The sequence below is a fragment of the Corynebacterium sp. HMSC074C01 genome, from assembly GCF_001814605.1.
Classification (GTDB): domain Bacteria; phylum Actinomycetota; class Actinomycetes; order Mycobacteriales; family Mycobacteriaceae; genus Corynebacterium.
In genome coordinates, this window is the sequence record NZ_KV817297.1 from 162,852 (window position 1) to 182,626 (window position 19,775).

Consider the following 19,775-nt stretch of genomic DNA (forward strand, 5'->3'; position numbering starts at 1 on the left):
CCGATACCGGCCCCGCCGTTGTCCCGGCTACGGGCGGCATCCCCCCGGTAGAAGCGTTCGAAGATGTGTCCGAGCTGGTCAGGTGGGATGCCCTCGCCGTCATCGGCGACGTGGATGAGCGCGGTGGACGCCCCCTGTCGGTGGACGCTGATCCGGACCTGCCCGCCGGCCGGGGTGTGCCGTAGCGCGTTCGACAGGAGATTGCTCATCACCTGGCCGAAACGTTGCCGGTCCACGAGCACCCGGGCGGTGTCCGTAATGGTCTCGACCTGTAAATCGACGCCTTTGTCAGCATAAGCTTCCCCCGCGGCGGCAGCGGCGGTATGGAGCAGATCCCCGAGCCCTTCCTCCGCCAGGTCCAAATCGATCCGGTGTTCCTGGGCCCGGGAGACATCGTCGATGTCTTCCATCAACCGGGTCAGGCGGGTGAGTTGGTCAGCCATGATCGTGTGGGTGGCATTATTCCAGTCCACGACCCCGTCCTGGAGACCATCGAGGTAGACCGTGAGCACCGATAAGGGGGTGCCCATTTCGTGGGCCAGATCAGAGAGCATCTGGCGGCGGACCTGTTCGGTGTGTTCCAGCCGGTCGGCCATGGTGTTGAAGGCATGCGCCAGGGTGGTGACCTCGGGGCCTGCTTTTCCGGCGGGCACGCGGATACGGGAGTTGCCGGCCGTCAGGCTGGTAGCGGCGCGGGTGAGATCCTGCAGGGGGGTGCGCAGACGACGCGATAACCACAGGCTGGCCAGCAGGGCGCTGATCAAGGCGGTGGGCAGGGCGACGGCCAGGGTGATCAGGTTGGCGCCCCGGTAGGCCTGCTCGGCATGGAACAGCTCCAGCGAGGGGTCCTCCTGGCCGGTCATCAACATATGATCATGGAACAGGGTCGGACCCACCATCGTGGCCACGGCCGCGGCCACCAGTAGGCTAATCACCACGACCAACACCTGGGCGGCCAGGAAGCGGAAGGTCAGGCCGGGTCCGTGATTCATGGTTGCCCCACCCGGTAGCCCACGCCACGCACGGTGTCGATAAACCCCCGGCCCTGGGTGTCGGTGCCGAGCTTGCGACGCAAGTTGCCGATGTGGACATCGACGATGCGTTCATCACCGACCCAGGTGGTGTCCCAGACCTCGGTGACCAGGTCGTGGCGGGTCAGCACCTGGCCGGGGCGCAGGGCCAGGGCAACCAGCAGCTCGAACTCCGTCCGGGTGAGCTCCACGGTCGTCTCCCCTACCCGCACCTGATGGGCGATGGGGTCAAGGATGAGGTCACCAACGATCAAGGGGGTGGTCACCTGCGGTGGGGTGGTGCTGGTGCGCGGGCGGCGTAGCACCGCATGCACCCGGGTCACCAGTTCCCGGATGCTAAAAGGTTTGGTGATGTAGTCATCCGCCCCCAGGGTCAAACCGCTGATCTTGTCGTCCTCGCTGCCACGCGCGGTGAGCATGAGGATGTAGCAGTCCGAGAAGGTGCGGATCCGTCGGCACACCTCCAGGCCGTCGAGTTCGGGCAGCCCCAGATCCAGCACCACAACATCGGGGGAAAAGCGACGGGTCTCGTCCACGGCCTGAGTGCCGGTGTGCGCCTGGCGGGTATCGAAGCCGGCCCGGATGAGGTAGGAGGCCACCATCTGAGCCAGGGGTTGTTCATCATCGACGACCAGCACCCGCCCCGGGGGCGTGGCGGTGGTCGGTGTGCGGTTAGCCATGGACCCCAGTATCGCTCCGGCCAGGGGGAATATCACCCTCGCTCAGTGCCCAGCGGGGAAATCTTCATCAAATCTTCAAACATCACCCTTCGACCGCCGTCACCCCTGCGCCCCACCCCGGGCCGGCGGCATCGCCTCCCCTGGTCGGTTCAGCAGGCGCCACCAGGGATTTCACTGCCTGCACCGCATACCCGGGGCGGGTAGAAGGACATCGCCCACGGCTGTGGGGTGGTGTCCCGGTGGTGACCCAGCCCACCGAATTCGCCCCCTTTTCGCCCTGTTATAAGGCTGTGAGCAGGGGTTTTGATTTCTAGTCCGTCAGGCACCCGTGCTAGATAAAGGTATGGCATCGACCTTGAGGCGGTGTCTTCTCACGGTCTTACCACGATCCAAGGAGATTGACGTGAAACGAGCAGCGATCGCAGCCGCCGCCCTTGCCCTCGCCCTCACGGGGTGTTCGGCCGCCGACCCGGAACCCACCGCCGACGGGACGGTGTCCCAGGATACATTCCTGACTACCCATGGCCTGGCCGGCATGGACGCGGTGGAGATCATTGATCACCTCGACCGGCAGAAGGTCACGGAGCGTCCCACGGATCTGATCGCCTCAGTGCGTGCCGATGAACTGCTGCTCTCGAGCGATGACCAGGAAGTCGTGGTCGATCTTCCCGACAATCAGACGTATGTCTCGATCGCACCCTATCTCACCTCCACCCACGACTGCTTCTACCACAGCCTGACGACCTGCCTGGGGGAACTCGACAATGAGGATATCCAGGTCACGATCACCGATGAGGCGACCGGTGAGGTGCTGGTGGACGAGGCGACAACCACCTTCGACAACGGGTTTATTGGCTTCTGGCTTCCCGATGATGCCACCGGCCTGATTGAGGTCAGCTACCAGGGGCGTACCGGCACCACAGAGTTTTCCACCGCCGACGACGGTGCCACCTGCGTCACAGACCTGCGCCTGACGTGATGGCTCAGCAGGGTCCTCACCTGCACCTGTCTCCCGTGTCACTGAAATCTAGCACCAAGGAAGGTTAAATCATGATGAACGCGTTTCCCCGACGACAGTTTCTGCTCGGCGGGCTCGTCCTCGCCGGCACCGGGGCCGTGGCCGCCTGCACCAGCGACCCTGGACCCGCTGCCTCGGCACCAGGTTCCTCTCTTCGCCCCACTCCCACCCCCACTGCGCTCGGTGAGCCGACGGTGCGCCGGACACTGACCGCCCGGCCCCTCTCTCTGGATATCGGCGGCATCGAAGCCAAGACGTGGGGATACGTCTCTGAGACCGGGGATACGGCCATTGAGGCCACCGCCGGCGACGTCCTCCAGGTCGATATCACCAATGAACTGCCTGAGAGCACCTCCATCCACTGGCATGGCATCGCACTCCACAACGCAGCCGACGGTGTGCCCGGCATGACCCAGGACCCCATTGAACCTGGCGAGTCTTTCTCCTATGTTTTTGAAGTCCCCCACGGTGGCACCTACTTCTACCATTCCCACTCCGGCCTGCAGCTTGATCGCGGCCTCCACGCCCCACTGATCGTCCGTGACCCGCAAGACGCTGAGGACCAGGACGTCGAGTGGACCATCGTGCTCGACGACTGGGTCGATGGCATTCAGGGCACTCCCGACGATGAGCTCGACAAGCTCACCGGAATGGGCTCGGGCGACCATAACGGGAAGAAGGGGATGGGAGGCCACGGCCATATGATGCACGGCACCCCGGACCGGGTACTGGGCGGGGATGCCGGCGATGTGATGTATCCGCACTACCTCATCAACGGACGTATCCCCCGTGCTCACCGGACCTTCGAGGCTCGCCCGGGTGACAAGGCCCGCCTGCGGTTTATCAACTCCGGCGGTGACACCATATTCAAGGTGGCCCTCGGTGGTCACCGCATGACCGTCACCCACACCGACGGCTTCCCCGTCCAGCCCCGGGAGACCGAATCGATCTACCTGTCGATGGGCGAGCGTGTCGACGTCGAGGTCATCCTCGGCGACGGCATCTTCCCGCTCACGGCTTTGGCGGTGGGTAAAGACGACCGCGCCTTCGCCGTCATCCGTACCGCCGGCGGCCAGGCCCCTCACCCCGATGTCGACTTCCCCGAGTTGTCGTCCACCGGACTGCTTCTGTCCTCCCTGAAGCCAGCAGACCGTGCACTCCTGCGCGAGGACATACCAGACCGAGAAGTCAGCATCGACCTGGGCGGGCAGATGATGCCGTATGAATGGAGCATTCTCACCGACGGCCAATCCTCCTCCGCGACCGTGCAGGCGGGCCAGCGCCTGCGGATGGTCATGCGCAACAGGACCATGATGCCCCATCCCATGCACATCCACGGCCACACGTGGGCGCTGCCCGGCAGCGGCGGGCTACGCAAGGACACCGTCCTTCTCCGCCACGGTGAAACCATGATCGCCGACCTGATCGCTGACAACCCCGGTGAGTGGGCATTTCACTGCCATAACGCCTATCACATGGAAACCGGGATGTTCAGCTCGCTTCGCTACGAGTAACCCGGCTCTTTTCCGCTTTGTCCTGCGGTATACAGCTAAGGTCGTTGTGCCCGTATATCGGGGACTCGGGAATTGTCCTTGATCCATGCTTCGGCATGTGGATCAATAAAGCGTGCCACCATCTGGATGGCGTTATCAACGGAGTCAAGATCTTCAAACTGCTGTCTACTGTCAGGTGTTCTCTTCAACGCTTTTTTAACCTGAGGCCAGACACTCGCCTGATAGTGACTACTTAGGAGGAAGCGTCAGAAGTCGAAGCTGAGTTCAGCGATGATTTTTCCTGGTGGTGTATCCTTCTCCCCGGCCCGTTTCTTTGCTTTGCGGATATTCTTCTTCGCTGCATCGTTGAAAGGGATTCGATCGTCGTCAAACCATCGCTCGCCGTACCTTCCGGTTAGGGCATTGTGAATGCTATTTCGGAGGAGTACTTCCAGGTGTTCGATGTCAGCAAGATAGGTTTTCGTGAGGTGAGTATTCCAAAGGTAGAGCGTTTCTGGTGATGGATGATCGGCGTACCTGCTCATTCGCGCAGATGAAAACCACTGGGACAGCTGTACTTGGGCTGGGCTTGGATATCCATATGGATATGATAATGTGCGCTTTGAAAACCCCGGAACGATCCCTGCACTACGAAAGTAGGAGTAAATCGCCGGGGTTATTGATATCTTCGGGGAATTATAGCGGCCAGAAATTCGAAGTTTTTCGCCCTTATTTACCGTGAATGACAGTGACAGATTTGTGATCCCTTGGGCTTAGGAGTTGTGGCAGTAACAGCTACCTTTGAAGGATGATTACTAATGAACTCCGAGAATTACTGACCGTAGTCACGACCCATGCGCAGCGCTTCCACGACGAGGAAGATCACACCGTAGCCGCAGCCCTCCTGACTGAATCCGGCAAACACGTGCTCGGTTTGAACGCATACCATTTTCTCGGTGGCCCCTGTGGTGAAATCTCTGCCTTAGCTAACCACGCTGCTAGTCATCCCGAGGATCCGATCCGAGCGGTGGTCGCTGTCCACGGTCCGACTGGTCAGGTGCTTTCGCCCTGTGGAAAGTGCCGCCAGGTGCTTTTTGATACTGATCCGTCTATCCGGTGCATCGTGCGCGGAAGCAATGGGCTTGAAGCACTCACCGTGGAAGAGCTCTTACCGCTCGCATATAACTGGCGTGACATGGACAAAGAGCAACGCATCTACATGTGGGAAGGCTACGAGGAATCAATTCGCAGCGGAGAAAAGCAACAAACAATTCGGGTGGATGACCCCTTCCACGAAGGGAGCGCCCAGATTGTCTTCGAGAAAGAATCTGGAGAGGTTGTCACCATTCCCGCAGAGGTCACATCTGTCGTCTCTACCCAGCGGAGGTCCTTGACGGAGGAACAAGCCCGAAGGGATGGCTTTGGTTCTCTTGCTGAGCTCCACGAAGCGCTTGATACCCACTATCCCGGATTAGCTGGGGATGACGAAGTCGACGTTGTTGAGTTCACGCTCCGCAAGGCCTAAAAGCTTTGGCGAAGCCCACGTGGACATGGTTTTACCTAGACTGTCGGTATGTTCGGCCCCGCTTCCGCCCAGCCACCGCGGCTTATAGATTTCCCAGTGCTGCGGTTACCGTTTGTGGAGTTCGTGTTTGTTGGGCTGCTGGTGGCCGTCTTTTTCGTCGATACGCAAGGAACTGATGCTGAAAGTGGCTTCCTTGCGGTCTTTGTGGTTCTTCCCGCACTCGTGTTTCTGGGAATTGCCTACCTTATTTCCCTGCCCATGCAGCGGAAGGAAATTACAGATTTCCGCCTGGATGCCGTTTTCGTCGTTATCGGGGTGCTTGGTCTTTTCGGCTGGATCGGACAGATGCTCATCGCTTTGCCCTTCCTGTGCTGCCTGCCCGTAGGGCTTTCAGCACTGATCCGCAGAGGCATCGCCTTTGCGTTGTGGAAGAAGGGTAAAGGCCCTCAACTGCCGGAATGAGGTTACGCGCTTTGCCAGCGCATCCTGCCGTCCGATGCCGGGGCGCACGTCATCGGGACACCTCTCTTTGATACCCCGCTTCCGCCGTTGCAATACGCGCCGGGGTGAACGTAGTTCTCTTCAACGGCGGGTGCTTCATACACAGCGGCGGCTTCTTGCACTGGGGGATTCGCAGCCATCATTTCGTCGGCGCACTGCTGTGTCCAGCCAGAGGTTCCATCGCTGAAGAATGTCGTTCCGGTTTCGTGTAGCGAGACGTCACCGCAGGATTCGATGGTTTTCTCCATCGGAGTAGGTTGCGCAGCATCGGGGGCCTCGGTGAAGCCGATGACTTCTTCTTGCGGCTGATCCACGTCGACGTCCTCGGCGCTGTCCTCCGCTGCGGGGAGGGTGGGGCGTGGGGCGTCTTCAGTAACGCTGGTGCTTGTGCTTGGTGGCGTCTCACTCATAGGAGTGGATTCAACGTCGAGTGAGGAACAGCCGCTGAGTATAAAAAGTGCAGCGGCAAGAGGGAGAAGTCGCTTCATTTCAGGTCCTTTGTTTATCTACCTCTATGGTAGTGACGGGCACCCTAGTTGCGCACAGGAATCACACAGTAGCTGGCCAGGCTCGGGGGATAGGCTAGTGCCTCATGAAAAACGGCTTTTTACAGCGCGCTTTCCTTGCAATCCTCCTCGGCACTGCCGCCCCTGTCCTGGCTCATGCCCAGACCATGGAGACCTCCGCCGCGCAGGATCTCGGCATCAATGATCCTGACTGTAAGCCCACGGGTTCCGTCACCGAACCCGTTGTTTTATTGCACGGTACTTCGGCAAACTCGGCCGAGTGGAACGATCTCATCCCGAAGCTAAAGGACCAAGGGATGTGCGTGTGGGCCTTCGACTATGGCGCCGAGGACATTGCGTACCAAAATGCCTACGACTACATGAAGGGGATTGCGGATCTAGATTCTTCAGGGCGCGAGATCGCCGGGCATATCGAACACATCCGTGAGGTGACCGGAGCAAACAAAGTAAACCTCGTTGGTTTCTCCCAAGGTGGCCTACACACCAAGACTTTCACGCAGCTCTACGGTTCAGCGGAAGAAGTAGATCGCGTGGTTACTATTGGTGCGAACTTCCACGGGACGACGTGGGGTGACAGAGCAACACCCCTCAAGACGGCCGCAAGAATCGCGCCCGATGTGGTTGATTTCCTCGGCACCAGCGCTGGCATCGAGCAGTTGGAGGGCTCGGATTTTATGGAGAATCTCAACCAGCTTCCGGATACCGCGCCTGGTGTCACCTACACGTCCATCTACTCGCCGGCGGACAATACGGTGACACCGAATCAGACCTCTGAGCTCAGCGCTGTTCCGGGCGCGGACGTGGTCAACGTGGAATCTGCCCCCGTCGAGCACGGGCAGCTGCCCCATGATCCGCGCGTGCACGAGCAGATCATATGGGGGCTGACGCGCTAATGACACAGATTCACGGCGCCATCGACGCGGAGGGTCGGTGCCGTCACTGGCACACGCTTGTCGACGTCATTGCGAACAAGTGCCACACCTGCGGCGGATGGTTCGCGTGTTCGCTGTGTCATGCGGAGCTGACAGACCATGACTTCGGGCCCATGCCGAAGGACGAGCTGTGCGTCATGTGCGGGGCCTGCGGCCGAACAATGACCTACGCCGAATACTCGGCATATAAATGCCCCGCGTGCGGGCACGCCTTCAATCCAGGCTGTGCGCTACACGCGGGGACGTATTTCCGCTAGTCTTCTACGGCAAAAGCTGGGCCAGCGGGGTGCCCTCGACGAGGGTCTTGAGGTACGCCAGAATGTCCGGGACGTTGAAGGTGAAGTTGCCGATGGTCACCGGGAAGGTCGGAAAAGTGTTGTTCGCTGGGGCGTTATTGCCGTTATTGGCCGGGGCAGTGTTGTTAGCTGGGGCGGAGTTATTAGCTGGGGCACCACCATTGTTAGCAGCGTTGCCACCGCCACCGTTCAGGCCGCAGCGCGCGATGGCCTCGTCGGCGCGGGCGACGGCGTCACGGATCTCGCCACCGCGCGGGTGGAAGTTAGCGGCAGCCAGCGCCTGGGACTTCTTGCTGTTGTAGTCAGACGGGTTGGTGTAGTACTTGGTGGCCTGCTCACAGGAAATCTGGCCGGCAGGGACCTTGGCCAGGTAGTTATCCACCATGTCGGCGGATGCGGTAGGGGCGGACAGGCCGATGGCAGCAGCAACGGAGCAGAGGACAAGCTTATTTCTCATGCGCCACATTGTGCCACAGCTTTTACACGTTTGCGCAAGTCCTAACGCGCCAGGAAACGATTTACCAGCGAAAAATACGCCTTCACAGTCAAATCCAAGTCTTCCAGGTAGAGGTGCTCATCGTGGCTGTGGAGCTGCGAGTTTGCGCTGGCCATATCCCGATCTTCCGCATGCAGCGCGAAGCCATAGGCGTTGCCGCCGCGGCGACGAGCCACGCGCAGGTCGGAACCACCCGTCGCCAGCACTGGCAGCACTTCCTTATCCGGGAAGAATTCGTGGGCGGTCTCTTCAATGCAGCGCCACAGCTCAGTATCAGTCGAGGACTGTGTGGCGTCCTCAGTAATAAGGTGCTCGATTTCTACCTCCTCGGCCATATCGCCGAGCGCTTCACGTAGGAAATCATCAAGCTCCTCCTGGGTCTGGCCGGGGAAGGGGCGGATGTCCATCTCTAGGTAGGCGTGGGAGGGCAGCACGTTGATGGCACCACCTGCGCGCAGGACCGTTTGAGCAATCGTCGTGTGCGAGAAGGTGTGGGCGTAGGCAGATAAATTACCGAACTTTTCGTAGTCGGCGGCGTCAGCGGAGCCGTCGAGAAGCGCTGCCTCCGTTGCGGGATCGAAGCGGAAGGTCTTGACGAATCCCTGCCACACCTCATCCGTGGCCACTGGTGGCTCGGCGACGGCGATGCGGCGAGCAACTTCACCAATCTTGACGATGGCAAAGTCCTTCCCAAACGGCGTCGAGCCATGGCCGGCATCGCCGTGCACGTGCAGGCGGCGCTGGCCCGCGCCCTTCTCACCGACGTTGAAGCCGAGCGCGCCGGGCAGGTGGCTGCCGCCGGTCTCCGAGAGACAGTTGCGCACCGAGTAGGCCTCCGGGTGGTGCTTATCCATCCAGATGGAGCCCAAACCGCCGCGGGCCTCCTCGTCCGCCATACCCACAAACGCCAGGGTGCCGCCGGGGTTGCCGCGCTGAGCCACATCGCGAGTCACCGCCGCCATCGTCGCCGTAATAAAGAGCATGTCCACCGCGCCGCGGCCGTAGAGCTTGCCATCCTCGATGACGGCGTCGAAGGGTGGCTTGGTCCACTTGGGCTCGTCGACGGGCACGACGTCCGTGTGGCCCATGAGCGTGAGCGGCTCCTTGTCCGGGTCACCCGGAACGGTCACCACGATGGTCACGCGGCCGGGGTGCGATTCATAGCGTTGAACCTCCACCGGGGTGCCTGCGAAAAACCGCTCCAACGTGTCGGCATTGCGGACCTCGTGGCCGGAATCCGGAGTGAGGTCATTCACGCAGGCATTGCGAATAAGCTCCTGAAGCAGTGCAAGGGTGTCGTCGTAGAGCGTGGAATCCATGGCCTAGAGGTTAGTCCGGACTACATGAAACCGGCAGATTTACCACAACTTGAACGGTGTTCAAGTAATGTTTCCCGCATGAGCATCGTAGACATCGCACGCGAGAAGGCCCTGGAGCAGGGCATCGGCCTCAACGAAGAAGAACTCTTGCAGGTTCTCCAGATCCCGGATGAGCAGCTGGAAGAGATCGCGGACATCGCCCACAAGACCCGCCTGAAGTGGTGCGGCCCGGACGTGTCCGTGGAAGGCATCATCTCCATTAAGACCGGCGGCTGCCCGGAGGATTGCCACTTCTGCTCGCAGTCGGGGCTTTTCGAGTCCCCAGTACGCGCCGCGCGCCTCAACATCCCGGAGCTGGTGGAGGCCGCCAAGAAGACCGCCAAGACCGGCGCCACGGAGTTCTGCATCGTGGCTGCGGTCAAAGCACCAGATGAGAACCTCCTGTCCCAGGTTGCCGAGGCCATCCCGGCCATCCTCGATGAAGTCGATATCGAAATCTCCTTGTCCCTCGGTACTCTCACCCGCGAGCAAGCCCAGCGCCTCAAGGACATGGGCGCCCAGCGCTACAACCACAACCTGGAGACCTCCAAGTCCTTTTTCCCCAACGTGGTCACCACGCATACCTGGGAGGAGCGCAAAGAGACCCTCGAGAACGTCCGTGCAGTCGGCATGGAAGTCTGCTCCGGCGGCATCATCGGAATGGGCGAATCACTAGAAGACCGCGCCGAGTTCGCCTACCAGCTGGCCCAGATCGAGCCCTGCGAGGTGCCGATGAACTTCCTTGACCCGCGCCCGGGCACACCATTCGCGGACTACCCGCTGGTCCCGCTCGGTGAGGCACTGCGCGCAGTGGCTGCCTTCCGCCTGGCCATGCCGTCTGTAACCCTCCGCTTTGCGGGCGGCCGCGAGCTCTCCCTGGGTGACGACGGTACCGAAAAGGGCCTTCTCGGCGGCATCAACGCCATCATCGCCGGCAACTACCTGACCACTCTGGGCAAGCAGATTGAGAAGGATGTCGACATGCTCGGCCGCATCGACCTGCCCATCAAGGCGCTCTGATGAGCAATTCGACGGAGCTGGCCGCTGCCGTCCTCGCCGGCGAGGAGCCGCTGTTCCACCCCAACACTGGGAAACCACTGAGCGAGGAATTCACCTTGCACCCGGCGGCCGCGGCCGGCCTGGACGTCCCGCGCTATTGCCAGTTGTGCGGGCGCCGCATGGTGGTGCAGGTGCGCCCGGATGGTTGGAACGCGCGCTGTTCGCGGCACGGCGAGCTTGACTCGGACCACCTTTATGAGGAGGCACTTCCGTAAGCTGGGGCACCATGGATCCCGCTGTTGCCCACGCCCATCGGTCTGCGCTGCGCTCGATTTCCCGCGTCGTCACCGAGATTGCGACCCCGACGCCTCCACAACAAGCGTTGAAGGCCGTCGCCGAGCAACTGCGCCGCGGCAACGTCATGGTCCTCACCGGGGCGGGTGTGTCCACGGAATCAGGCGTGCCCGACTACCGCGGCCCGCACGGTTCTCTCAGCCGGCACCGCCCCATGACCTACCAGGAGTTTCTGCACGACCCGCAGGCCTCGCACCGCTACTGGGCCCGTGCTTTCGTTGGCTGGCGGGTCATGCAGGCCGCGCACCCCAACCGCACGCACTATGCCCTCGTCGAGCTTGAGCGCGCCGGGCTCCTTACAGGTGTTGTCACACAAAACGTCGACGGCCTGCACGAGGAAGCCGGGCAGGGCAACCTCATTGCCCTGCACGGGGACATGCAGCACGTGGTGTGCTTGAGCTGCGGATATGAAGAGACACGCGCGGATTACGACGCCCGAGCCGCCACAGCCAACCCGACGTACCTCCAACGCTGGGCAGTCAACAAAGAGGACGTTAACCCCGACGGTGATGTTGCCCTCAGCCAAGAAGCGGTCGAAGAATTTGTCATGCCCGGCTGCGTGCGGTGCGGCTCGCAGCGCCTCAAACCAGACGTGGTCTATTTTGGGGAGCCCGTCCCCACCCATAAGAAGGACGCCGCCTACGCGATGGTCAACGTGTCTGACTCCCTGCTGGTAGCTGGTTCTTCGCTGGCGGTCATGAGCGGCTTCCGCTTCGTTCTGGAGGCCAAGAAACAGGGCAAGCGCGTGGCCACCATCAATGGTGGGCCGGGGCGCGCGGATGACCGTGTGGACACGCTGTGGCGCACCCAGGTGGGCCCGGCTTTCGACGCGATTCTGGACGAGCTAGAACTCTAGAGTCGCTCCAGTTCTTCGAGCACTACCTGGCAGACCCGTTTATCCATGGGCATATCCTCGTGGCGAATAATCGCAAGGCGTTCGATGTCCTGAATGTAGATATTTCGTACCTGCTCGCCATTGAGGAAACAGGTGTTGGGCGGAACCACGATGGCATCGGAGCGGGTGGCGATGCACGTATAGCTCACCCCGGGTTCGACCTCGCTGCCCCGGTTCGTATCCTCCACAATCTTGCTGCCGGCCACTTGCTGCATGCCGGCGGGGCCAAACCAGCCGTCGATAAGCGAGCGCGCCACCTCCTCCTGTCTTTCGCTGCGAAAGAGAGGGCTGGCAATTCCGCCCTGGGTCGTTCCGTGGTTGGGAGCACTGATGCAGACGACGTGCCGTACAAACTCCGCGCCGTCGTGCATGCGCATCCAGTAGCGAGCCAGCAATCCGCCCTGGGAATGCCCCACGAGGATCACCTTTTCCGCGCCGGTGATGGTGCGTACGGCATTGATGTAGGCGTCGAGCTGACGGGCGGATTCCTGCAGGGGAGCGGTGGCGCGGGTCCCGTAGTCAGGCGCGAAGGTGGCCCAGCCAGCGGCGCGGAGCATGTCTGCGAGGACTTGCCAGACGCCTTTGCTGTCGCAGGTTCCGTGGATCAAAATAACCGGCCAGGGTCGTTCGGCGGTGGGGCGCGCGGACCAGTCGTCTTCGCACACGCCTCGCGTCCGCCTGCGGGCACCGAGGGGGAGTGTGGTCATGGGATTGCAGTTTACCCTTGACGCCCCTCCAACTTTTTTACTAAGCTAAGGCTTGCCTAATACGGGCCGGGCGGTGAGCTCCACACCGCACGCGTTACCGGATTAGTCATGGGGATAGAGCCCGCCGCCTCACCGCGGCGGGCTTCTTTCATGGATACACTCGCGAGCATGACCGACCTGCAGCATGTCCACTCCGTCAATGAAGCGATTTCCCGCCTCAGTGAGCTCTATGACAGTTCCTGCGAGCTGGCACGTCACGCTCTCGCCTCGGGGGACCACGACGCCTACCGCCACGTGGTCTACCCGAAGATCACCGTGGATATCCGCCAATGGACGCCCATCGACCGCTCCGAACCTTTCGGCTACGTGGACCAAGAGGGCCGCTACTCGGCAGTGATATCAAAACCATGGCTGATTCGTAGCTACCTCACGGAGCAGCTCACGCGGCTCACCAATAACTACCCCTGCGATATCTACGTCGGTCAATCGGATGAGCGCATCCCGCCGGAATATATCCGGGGGATTACAGAAATTCCCCAGGACCGCGGCGACATACCCCGGCCCACCCTCGATGCGGTTCATGACGGAATCGTTGACGGCGCGTGGAAGGCCTTCCATGGGAAAGAAAAGCCGCTCTTTCACTTTGGCCCGCAGCGCTTCGACATCGCCTGCGCTCGCATCGAGCACTACACCGGCATCGAGGTGGACACCGTGCAGAAGTACATCCTGTTCACCAACTACGCCATGCACACCACCGAGTTCGTTAAGTTCGGCCTGCGCGAGCTGGCCCGGGAAGACTCGCGCTACACCGCGCTCGTGCTGCCCACGGGGGAGACCATCCACTCCAATGACGCGGTGCTTCTCGACGTCGACGAGCTCACCCTCACCTCCCGCTACCAGATGCCCCGCTTTGATCTCATCACCGCCGGCGGCGATGGCATCACCATGATCAATATCGGTGTAGGCCCCTCTAACGCCAAGACCATTACGGACTGCTTGGCGGTCCTGCGCCCGGAGGCCTGGATCATGATCGGACACTGCGCGGGGCTCGATGGCCGCATGCGCATCGGCGACCTCATCCTGGGCAACGCCTACCAGCGCGAGGACCACATCCTCGACGGCACCGTCACCACCAGCAACCCGATTCCCGCCATTCCAGAAATCCAGCGCATGCTGGAGGCCGCCGTCGACGAGGTCTATGGGAAAGACAATTCACTCATGCGCACCGGCACGGTGCTCTCCACCGATGACCGCAACTGGGAGTGGCGAACCTCACGGGACTTGTGGGAATGGCTGCGCCACTCCACCGCAGTGGCCGTGGACATGGAATCCTGCACCCTCGCCGCCAACGGCTACCGCTACCGCATCCCGTACGGCACGCTATTGTCGGTTTCTGATTTGCCCCTGCACGCCGTACCCAAACTTCCCGCCCAAGCGCAGGCCTTTTATTCGAATTCGAAGGAGGCCCACGTCATGTGCGCGGTGCGCGCGGTGGAAGCTTTGGCGGAGAATCCGGAGCGTCTGCGCACCCGCAAATTGCGGCGAACGGTGGCAGAGGTTCCGTTCCGCTGAGGGAGATGATTAGACTGAGGGAAATGCAAAATCTGGCGAAGGAGACCTAGACGATGAGCACCCCGGATTGGTGGAACCCGGAACGCGAGAACCTGACGTGGGAGGTCTTCGGTGAGGCCAGCCGCTACCTTTCGCAACAAATCGTGGATTCGGGCTGGTTCCCAGACCTCATCGTGGGCGTTGCTCGCGGCGGGCTGATCCCTGCCGGCGCCATTGGCTACGCCATCGGCGTCAAAGAAATGGGCGCTATCAATGTGGAGTTTTACACCGATATCGGTGAGACCCTCCCGGAGCCGATTCTCCTTAACCCGCAGCTGGATACGGATTCGCTGAAGGGCAAGAAGGTCCTCGTCGTTGATGACGTGGCGGATTCTGGCAAGACCCTCGACCTCGTGGTTAACCTGCTTGAGCAGACCGCATCCGAGGTCAAGTCCGCGGTGATCTATACGAAGCCGACCACCATCTTTGAGCCGGACTTCTCGTGGAAGAAGACCGACCAGTGGATCAACTTCGCGTGGTCCGTCCTGCCGGTCATCACCCGCGATGGCTCTTTCCAGGAAGGACATTAATGCCAGAAGCCTCCGCCGGTTCTTTCCGCGCGGCCTTCAGCTCGCCCGCCCGCTTCCGCAAGGAGGTGTTTGGCGGGCTTGCTGTTGCGCTGGCCCTCATCCCGGAAGTTTTAAGTTTCTCCATTCTCGCCGGGCTCGACCCTAAGGTGGGGCTCTTCGCCTCCGTCATTATGGCGATGTCCATCGCCATCACCGGTGGGCGCCCGGCCATGATTTCCGCTGCGGCGGGCTCGGTCGCCGTCGTCATCGCGCCGCTCGCTCACGAGCATGGCTTGCAGTACGTGCTGCTGACCATCTGGATGGCGGGAATTCTGCAAGTAGTGATGGCAATGCTGGGCGTCGCCAAGCTCATGCGTTTCATCCCCCGCAGCGTCATGCTGGGTTTTGTCAACGCGCTGGGCATCCTCATGTTCACCGCGCAGCTGGGCCATCTGTGGCAGGTGCCGTGGCTGGTCTATCCCCTTGTCGCGCTAGGTCTGGGAATCATGGTGGTGTGGCCGCGAATCACCACGGTGATCCCCGCGCCGCTCGTGGCGATCGTGGTTGTCACCATGTTGACTGTGATTTTCGGCTGGCAGGTTCCCGACGTCGCGGATCAAGGCGAGCTGCCGACCTCCCTGCCCGGTTTCGTCATTCCAGACGTGCCGTTTAGCCGCGATACCTTCCTCCTCTGCCTTCCCTATGCACTGGGGGTGGCACTCGTCGGACTCATGGAATCCCTGCTCACCGCCAAGCTTGTCGACGACCTCACGGATACCCACTCCGATAAAACGCGCGAATCCGTAGGCCAGGGCATCGGCAACATGCTCGCCGCTGCCATCGGCGGCATGGGCGTGTGCGCGATGATTGGCCAGACCATGATCAACGTCAAGGAATCGCAGGCACGCACGCGCTTGTCGACGTTCCTCGCCGGCGTCTTCCTCCTTATCCTCATCCTCGTGTTGGGGGACACCGTAGGGAAAATCCCCATGGCTGCTCTCGTGGCGGTCATGTTCATGGTGTCCTTTCACACCGTGGATTGGCGCTCGGTGCGCACGATTCACCGCATGCCTCTGAGCGAAACCCTCGTCATGCTGGTGACGGTGATTGGCACCTTGGCCACGAATAACCTGGCGGTCGGTGTGATCCTCGGTGTGCTCACTGCCTCGGTGGCCTTTGCACGCCGCGTCGCCCACCTCGTGTCGGTGGAGCTAGAGGGCAACGTTTATACCGTGCGCGGCCAGCTCTTCTTCGCCTCTTCGAACGATCTGGTCTATGCCTTCGACTACACCCTGCCGGTGGAGAAGGTCATCGTGGATTTCTCAGAGGCCGATATTTGGGATGCCTCAACCGTGGCGGTGCTTGAATCCGTGGAAAACAAGTACGCAAGCCGGGGAGTAGCGGTGGAATTCCGCGGCCTCGATGGTGTGAGCCTCGCGCGCTACCAGAGGATTTCTGGTTTGGGTTAGGTAAACCTACCAGAAAAAGTGTTATGACGTGCGAGTTTGCTTAAGATCGCCTTGCTAGCGCGTCCTGAGTTTTCCTGTATTGTGGGTAACACAAAAACGGATGAAAGGAAGCACCCTCATGGATGAGAAGCTGCAAACCCTCCTCAACGAGCAGGTCAACAACGAGCACGGCGCGGCCCTGATTTATACCCAGCTGGCATATGAGATGGACAATCTGTCCTTCCCGGGCATGCGCGATTGGTTCTTCAAGCAGGCAGAGGAAGAGCGCGAGCACGCGCAGAAGTTCGCCGAGCACCTGCTGGACCGCGGCTACCGCGTGGAGCTGGAGGATATCCAGGTTGGCTCCGTCAAGGCCGCTACGCCGCTGGATGCCTTCGAGGCATCCCTCGCGCATGAGCAGAAGGTCTCGGAGCAGATCCGAGAGATCGCCCGCACCGCAGATGCGGCTGGGGACCTGGATTCCCGTGGTCTCATCAACTGGTTCCTCGAGGAGCAGGTTGAGGAAGAGTCCTCCGTGTCTGAGATCATTGACCAGCTCAAGCTGGTGGGCAATGACGGTTCGGGCCTGTTGCGCGTCGATGGCTCGCTGGCGCAACGGTAACGAAGCCATATAGTTTGCGTGGATTCTCCCACGGCCCCCTGCGGTTGGTGGGAGAATTTTTTTATGACTACAACGCGCCTCATGCTCATCTGCGGTGCCCTTGCCGGGCTAGCGATTGCATTGGTCGGTGGCATGTGGCTGGCGGCAACGAACATGGCTCTGGGAACCTTTTTCTTCGCCCTCGCAGTGATGCTCGGCCCGTTTGCCGGGCTTGCCCTCTTATTGTGCGCCGCCGCGGCGGCGACGGCGCTGAGCCGCTCCCTGTTTAGCGTCGGCGGCTTGTTCCTAGTGGGGGCAACCTCGACGCTGTGGGCGCATGGCACACTATCGCTTCCGCTCTTCGTAGCGGGCACGCTGACTGGCGCTCTTGCGGTCTGGCTACACTGGGCGCATGGCCACTTTGCTCTTCGACCTCTACGGCGTGCTCATGCGGTCAGCTACGCCCGCCGGGAACGCTGAGCTGGAGGATTACCTCCGTCCCGACAATGTAGAGCACTTTTGGTCTCTTTATGAGGAGTTTCGCCCTGCATATGACGCCGGGCGCCTGAGCGATGCGCAATATTGGGGCCGCATTCGCGCGCTGGCCGGTCTTGCTCCTTTTGATGTCAGCCACGCTATCGAATTGGACACCGAGCATTTGCTGGTAGCCGACGAAGAAATGGTTCGTGCGGTCCTAGGGTTTATTGGCCAGGGCCATAGTGTTGGCATCCTGGCGAATGTGCCAGCGGCATTGGGAACCAGGATCCGCCAGACGCAGCCTTGGCTGGCAGAATGCGCCGCCGTGACGCTGAGCTGCGATATCGGGGTGGCCAAGCCGGATCCGGAGGCCTACCTCGTGGCCGTGGATGCCCTCGGCGCGCAGGCCAAGGACACCCACTTCTTCGACGATCGGCCGGACTTCGTCGCCGGTGCTCAGCACCTTGGGCTCAAGGCCCACCTTTTTACGGGAATTACTTCAATCCCCTTCTAGGCAGCTTTGGCCTCGCGGCCGAGATCGAGCGGCACCCGCAGCAGAGGATCCAGCGCCACAGCGCGGGTGCAGGCGCGAACAATCTCGGTGTGCGAGGGAACCATGCGCAGCTCCACTGGGTGGTCGGTGGCCTGACGTACAGCGGAAGCAAAGAGCTTCGGCGCTGCCGGATCATCTGAGAAGGCTCCGCCGGCTACCACGAGGGTGTCCGGTTTATGCTCAGCCAAAAGCTCAGCGGCGGTGGCGCCGAGGGAGCGTGCGCGGTCGTCGAGAAGCGCTCGCGTCTCATCGTCAGCGTTCGCAACCACGTCTGGGAAAGACTCCTCACCTGTCACATCGAGCACCGCCTGCGTAGCGAGAGAATCAGGGTCATCGATGTCGAGCTGCACGATCTCATCGCCAACTGTGAGCGCAGCACCGACGGAGTCATCCGCGTAGAGCACCATGACGGGCTTCTCCGCCCCCATCTCTGTCGACTGCGTCTCTGAGCCGAGGATGGCCGGGATGACGGAAGACACAACTACCGGAACACCGAACTGATACTCCAGGCGGCTGGCGATGTCCATTTCGTCCCACCCCAGGTTGTGGGCGGTGATGCGCCCGGCCTCGTTGACGCTGCCGGAGGTGGTCACGCCGACTGACACCAAGCGGCGATCCAGGCCGGCCATGAGGCGATTAACGCCAGCGATGATGTGCTCGATGACGTCACTCGCGCTCAGGCGAGAAACCGGTGTAGCAACGTCTTCCTCGCGGAGCGTGCGTCCCTGCGTGTCAAAGAAGGCGATGTGGGTAAAGGCGGTACCGACGGCAATGCCGGCCAGCATCCAGTCATTATCCGCTACCTCCAAGGGCACTGTGGGGCGCCCGCGACCGCGGGACTGCGTCAAATCCGTGCGCTGGCGGATCAGTCCAGCACCCAAAAGCGCGGCGGTGGCGCGGGTGATTGTGGGCTGGGAGAGTCCCGTGGCTTCGACAAGCTCACTGCGGGTGACAACGGGGTTGAGTCGAATGATGTGGAGGCACTTCGCCGCTGGGGTGCGGGGGCGCGTGAACACGGGACCGGATTTAATCATGGCGTCAAGTATAAATTCACCAGACCGCATTGTCTAATAGAAATTAGGATTCAGTAGACATCATGGTCTAGAAATGCGCCTGCGATAGAGTGATACCCATGGATTCTGTTGCTGTGTACTGCGGCTCCGCCGCCGGAAACTCTGAGGCCTATAGCCAAGCCGCGCACCATTTGGGGGAGGAGCTCGCGCGCCGAAACCTCACCCTGGTCTATGGCGGTGGTGACGTAGGCCTGATGGGTATCGTTGCGGACTCCTGCCTTGCCGCCGGCGGAACCGTCATTGGAGTAATCCCGCGCCAGCTCGTCGATTACGAGCTTTCCCACCAGCGGGTAACCCAGCTCGAGGTGGTCGACACCATGGCCCAGCGCAAGACGCGCATGGAAGAGCTCGCCGATGCCTTCGTGTGCCTGCCGGGTGGCGTGGGAACCCTGGAGGAGCTCACCGAGGTGCTCACCCTGCAGCAATTAGGCAACCTCGACGGCCCGGTGGGTCTGGTAGACGTCAACGGTTTCTGGCAGCCTTTCGTGCAGATGTACTCCGCAATGGTGCAGGAAGGCTTTGTTCAGAAGCGCTTCCTCGATGCTCTCGTGGTCAACCCTTCCCCGGCCGGGGTACTCGATGGATTCTCGTCGTGGACAAGCCCGGGAAGTAAGTGGAGCAACAATTAGCTAACAACCTGGTAAATAAGGCGGCGCTGGGTTGGCCCAAACCCCTGGATCTTCGTTAGACT

At 61.2% G+C, this 19,775-nt stretch carries 24 protein-coding genes; 16 read left to right on the forward strand and 8 right to left on the reverse strand.

The genetic code is table 11. The features are described from left to right. Both HMPREF2978_RS10125 and HMPREF2978_RS10130 read right to left on the reverse strand, forming a co-directional pair. Positions 1 to 992 (reverse strand): sensor histidine kinase (locus HMPREF2978_RS10125; RefSeq protein ID WP_070745458.1); only part of this gene is annotated, 992 nt, incomplete at its 3' end. Beyond that, positions 989 to 1,711 (reverse strand): response regulator transcription factor, encoded by a 723-nt coding sequence (locus HMPREF2978_RS10130; protein WP_143342287.1) that lies wholly within the window; start codon positions 1,709 to 1,711, stop codon positions 989 to 991. The genes HMPREF2978_RS10130 and HMPREF2978_RS10125, both read right to left, overlap by 4 nt. A gap of 403 nt (positions 1,712 to 2,114) precedes the next feature. Between HMPREF2978_RS10130 and HMPREF2978_RS10135 the strand changes: the two genes are divergently transcribed. Both HMPREF2978_RS10135 and HMPREF2978_RS10140 read left to right on the forward strand, forming a co-directional pair. After that, on the forward strand, positions 2,115 to 2,690 hold the full coding sequence (locus HMPREF2978_RS10135) for a CueP family metal-binding protein (protein ID WP_070520399.1): 576 nt from the start codon (positions 2,115 to 2,117) through the stop codon (positions 2,688 to 2,690). Between the two features lie 71 nt (positions 2,691 to 2,761). Further along, positions 2,762 to 4,243, forward strand: coding sequence for a multicopper oxidase family protein (locus tag HMPREF2978_RS10140; RefSeq protein WP_070745364.1), 1,482 nt, complete (start codon positions 2,762 to 2,764; stop codon positions 4,241 to 4,243). Positions 4,244 to 4,488: 245 nt separating this feature from the next. Here HMPREF2978_RS10140 and HMPREF2978_RS13485 read toward each other — a convergent pair whose 3' ends face one another. Beyond that, complete coding sequence (locus HMPREF2978_RS13485) at positions 4,489 to 4,767, reverse strand: hypothetical protein (protein WP_246818764.1); 279 nt, start codon at positions 4,765 to 4,767, stop codon at positions 4,489 to 4,491. Between the two features lie 263 nt (positions 4,768 to 5,030). On the opposite strand from HMPREF2978_RS13485, the gene HMPREF2978_RS10150 reads away from it, so the two are divergent. Next, on the forward strand, positions 5,031 to 5,747 hold the full coding sequence (locus HMPREF2978_RS10150; protein ID WP_070745366.1) for an ASCH domain-containing protein: 717 nt from the start codon (positions 5,031 to 5,033) through the stop codon (positions 5,745 to 5,747). Positions 5,748 to 5,795: 48 nt separating this feature from the next. Next, positions 5,796 to 6,209, forward strand: a complete 414-nt coding sequence (locus HMPREF2978_RS10155) for a hypothetical protein (RefSeq protein ID WP_070524999.1) — start codon at positions 5,796 to 5,798, stop codon at positions 6,207 to 6,209. A gap of 2 nt (positions 6,210 to 6,211) precedes the next feature. Here HMPREF2978_RS10155 and HMPREF2978_RS10160 read toward each other — a convergent pair whose 3' ends face one another. After that, positions 6,212 to 6,658 carry a hypothetical protein gene (locus tag HMPREF2978_RS10160; RefSeq protein WP_246818765.1) on the reverse strand — a complete coding sequence of 149 codons (447 nt, stop codon included), beginning with the start codon at positions 6,656 to 6,658 and terminating at the stop codon, positions 6,212 to 6,214. 182 nt (positions 6,659 to 6,840) lie between these two features. On the opposite strand from HMPREF2978_RS10160, the gene HMPREF2978_RS10165 reads away from it, so the two are divergent. Next, positions 6,841 to 7,668: an esterase/lipase family protein gene (locus tag HMPREF2978_RS10165; RefSeq protein WP_070745368.1), complete on the forward strand. Its 828-nt coding sequence runs from the start codon at positions 6,841 to 6,843 to the stop codon at positions 7,666 to 7,668. After that, entirely contained in the window at positions 7,668 to 7,964 is a 297-nt protein-coding gene (locus HMPREF2978_RS10170) for a CHY zinc finger protein (RefSeq protein WP_070745460.1), read from the forward strand. The genes HMPREF2978_RS10165 and HMPREF2978_RS10170 overlap by 1 nt, the downstream gene beginning before the upstream one ends. 4 nt (positions 7,965 to 7,968) lie before the next feature. On the opposite strand, the gene HMPREF2978_RS10175 is transcribed toward HMPREF2978_RS10170, so the two are convergent. Beyond that, positions 7,969 to 8,460 (reverse strand): hypothetical protein, encoded by a 492-nt coding sequence (locus HMPREF2978_RS10175; protein ID WP_246818766.1) that lies wholly within the window; start codon positions 8,458 to 8,460, stop codon positions 7,969 to 7,971. A 41-nt stretch (positions 8,461 to 8,501) separates the two neighbouring features. Next, positions 8,502 to 9,818: a M20/M25/M40 family metallo-hydrolase gene (locus HMPREF2978_RS10180; RefSeq protein ID WP_070745374.1), complete on the reverse strand. Its 1,317-nt coding sequence runs from the start codon at positions 9,816 to 9,818 to the stop codon at positions 8,502 to 8,504. Between the two features lie 78 nt (positions 9,819 to 9,896). Here HMPREF2978_RS10180 and bioB point away from each other — a divergent pair, with 78 nt between their 5' ends. From bioB to HMPREF2978_RS10195, 3 genes are read left to right on the forward strand one after another with little or no spacing between them, the layout of a single operon-like run. Continuing rightward, on the forward strand, positions 9,897 to 10,877 hold the full coding sequence (gene bioB / locus HMPREF2978_RS10185) for a biotin synthase BioB (protein WP_070745377.1): 981 nt from the start codon (positions 9,897 to 9,899) through the stop codon (positions 10,875 to 10,877). After that, positions 10,877 to 11,131 carry a biotin synthase auxiliary protein BsaP gene (locus HMPREF2978_RS10190; RefSeq protein ID WP_070525011.1) on the forward strand — a complete coding sequence of 85 codons (255 nt, stop codon included), beginning with the start codon at positions 10,877 to 10,879 and terminating at the stop codon, positions 11,129 to 11,131. The genes bioB and HMPREF2978_RS10190 overlap by 1 nt, the downstream gene beginning before the upstream one ends. 11 nt (positions 11,132 to 11,142) lie before the next feature. Further along, positions 11,143 to 12,066, forward strand: a complete 924-nt coding sequence (locus HMPREF2978_RS10195) for a Sir2 family NAD-dependent protein deacetylase (protein ID WP_070525013.1) — start codon at positions 11,143 to 11,145, stop codon at positions 12,064 to 12,066. Here HMPREF2978_RS10195 and HMPREF2978_RS10200 read toward each other — a convergent pair. Beyond that, a complete protein-coding gene (locus HMPREF2978_RS10200; protein ID WP_070525015.1) occupies positions 12,063 to 12,812 on the reverse strand; it encodes an esterase/lipase family protein in 750 nt (249 codons plus the stop codon). The two genes, HMPREF2978_RS10195 and HMPREF2978_RS10200, sit on opposite strands and share 4 nt — an antisense overlap. A 168-nt stretch (positions 12,813 to 12,980) precedes the next feature. Between HMPREF2978_RS10200 and amn the strand changes: the two genes are divergently transcribed. The 6 genes from amn to HMPREF2978_RS10230 all read left to right on the forward strand — a co-directional run bounded on the left by amn (position 12,981) and on the right by HMPREF2978_RS10230 (position 17,972). Then, positions 12,981 to 14,384: an AMP nucleosidase gene (gene amn / locus HMPREF2978_RS10205; RefSeq protein ID WP_070525017.1), complete on the forward strand. Its 1,404-nt coding sequence runs from the start codon at positions 12,981 to 12,983 to the stop codon at positions 14,382 to 14,384. Positions 14,385 to 14,437: 53 nt separating this feature from the next. Continuing rightward, positions 14,438 to 14,953, forward strand: coding sequence for a phosphoribosyltransferase (locus HMPREF2978_RS10210; protein ID WP_070525018.1), 516 nt, complete (start codon positions 14,438 to 14,440; stop codon positions 14,951 to 14,953). Continuing rightward, on the forward strand, positions 14,953 to 16,401 hold the full coding sequence (locus HMPREF2978_RS10215; RefSeq protein ID WP_070525021.1) for a SulP family inorganic anion transporter: 1,449 nt from the start codon (positions 14,953 to 14,955) through the stop codon (positions 16,399 to 16,401). Before HMPREF2978_RS10210 ends, HMPREF2978_RS10215 begins: the two co-directional genes overlap by 1 nt. Before the next feature lie 118 nt (positions 16,402 to 16,519). After that, on the forward strand, positions 16,520 to 17,002 hold the full coding sequence (locus HMPREF2978_RS10220; protein WP_070525023.1) for a ferritin: 483 nt from the start codon (positions 16,520 to 16,522) through the stop codon (positions 17,000 to 17,002). A gap of 63 nt (positions 17,003 to 17,065) precedes the next feature. Continuing rightward, positions 17,066 to 17,461 carry a hypothetical protein gene (locus HMPREF2978_RS10225; protein WP_070525025.1) on the forward strand — a complete coding sequence of 132 codons (396 nt, stop codon included), beginning with the start codon at positions 17,066 to 17,068 and terminating at the stop codon, positions 17,459 to 17,461. Next, the gene (locus HMPREF2978_RS10230; RefSeq protein ID WP_070745380.1) at positions 17,394 to 17,972 is read left to right on the forward strand and encodes an HAD-IA family hydrolase; all 579 of its coding nucleotides are present in this window, start codon (positions 17,394 to 17,396) and stop codon (positions 17,970 to 17,972) included. Before HMPREF2978_RS10225 ends, HMPREF2978_RS10230 begins: the two co-directional genes overlap by 68 nt. On the opposite strand, the gene HMPREF2978_RS10235 is transcribed toward HMPREF2978_RS10230, so the two are convergent. Further along, positions 17,969 to 19,045, reverse strand: a complete 1,077-nt coding sequence (locus HMPREF2978_RS10235; RefSeq protein ID WP_010188268.1) for an ROK family protein — start codon at positions 19,043 to 19,045, stop codon at positions 17,969 to 17,971. The two genes, HMPREF2978_RS10230 and HMPREF2978_RS10235, sit on opposite strands and share 4 nt — an antisense overlap. A gap of 98 nt (positions 19,046 to 19,143) precedes the next feature. On the opposite strand from HMPREF2978_RS10235, the gene HMPREF2978_RS10240 reads away from it, so the two are divergent. After that, entirely contained in the window at positions 19,144 to 19,713 is a 570-nt protein-coding gene (locus tag HMPREF2978_RS10240) for an LOG family protein (protein WP_070745383.1), read from the forward strand. Positions 19,714 to 19,775: the final 62 nt, after the last annotated feature.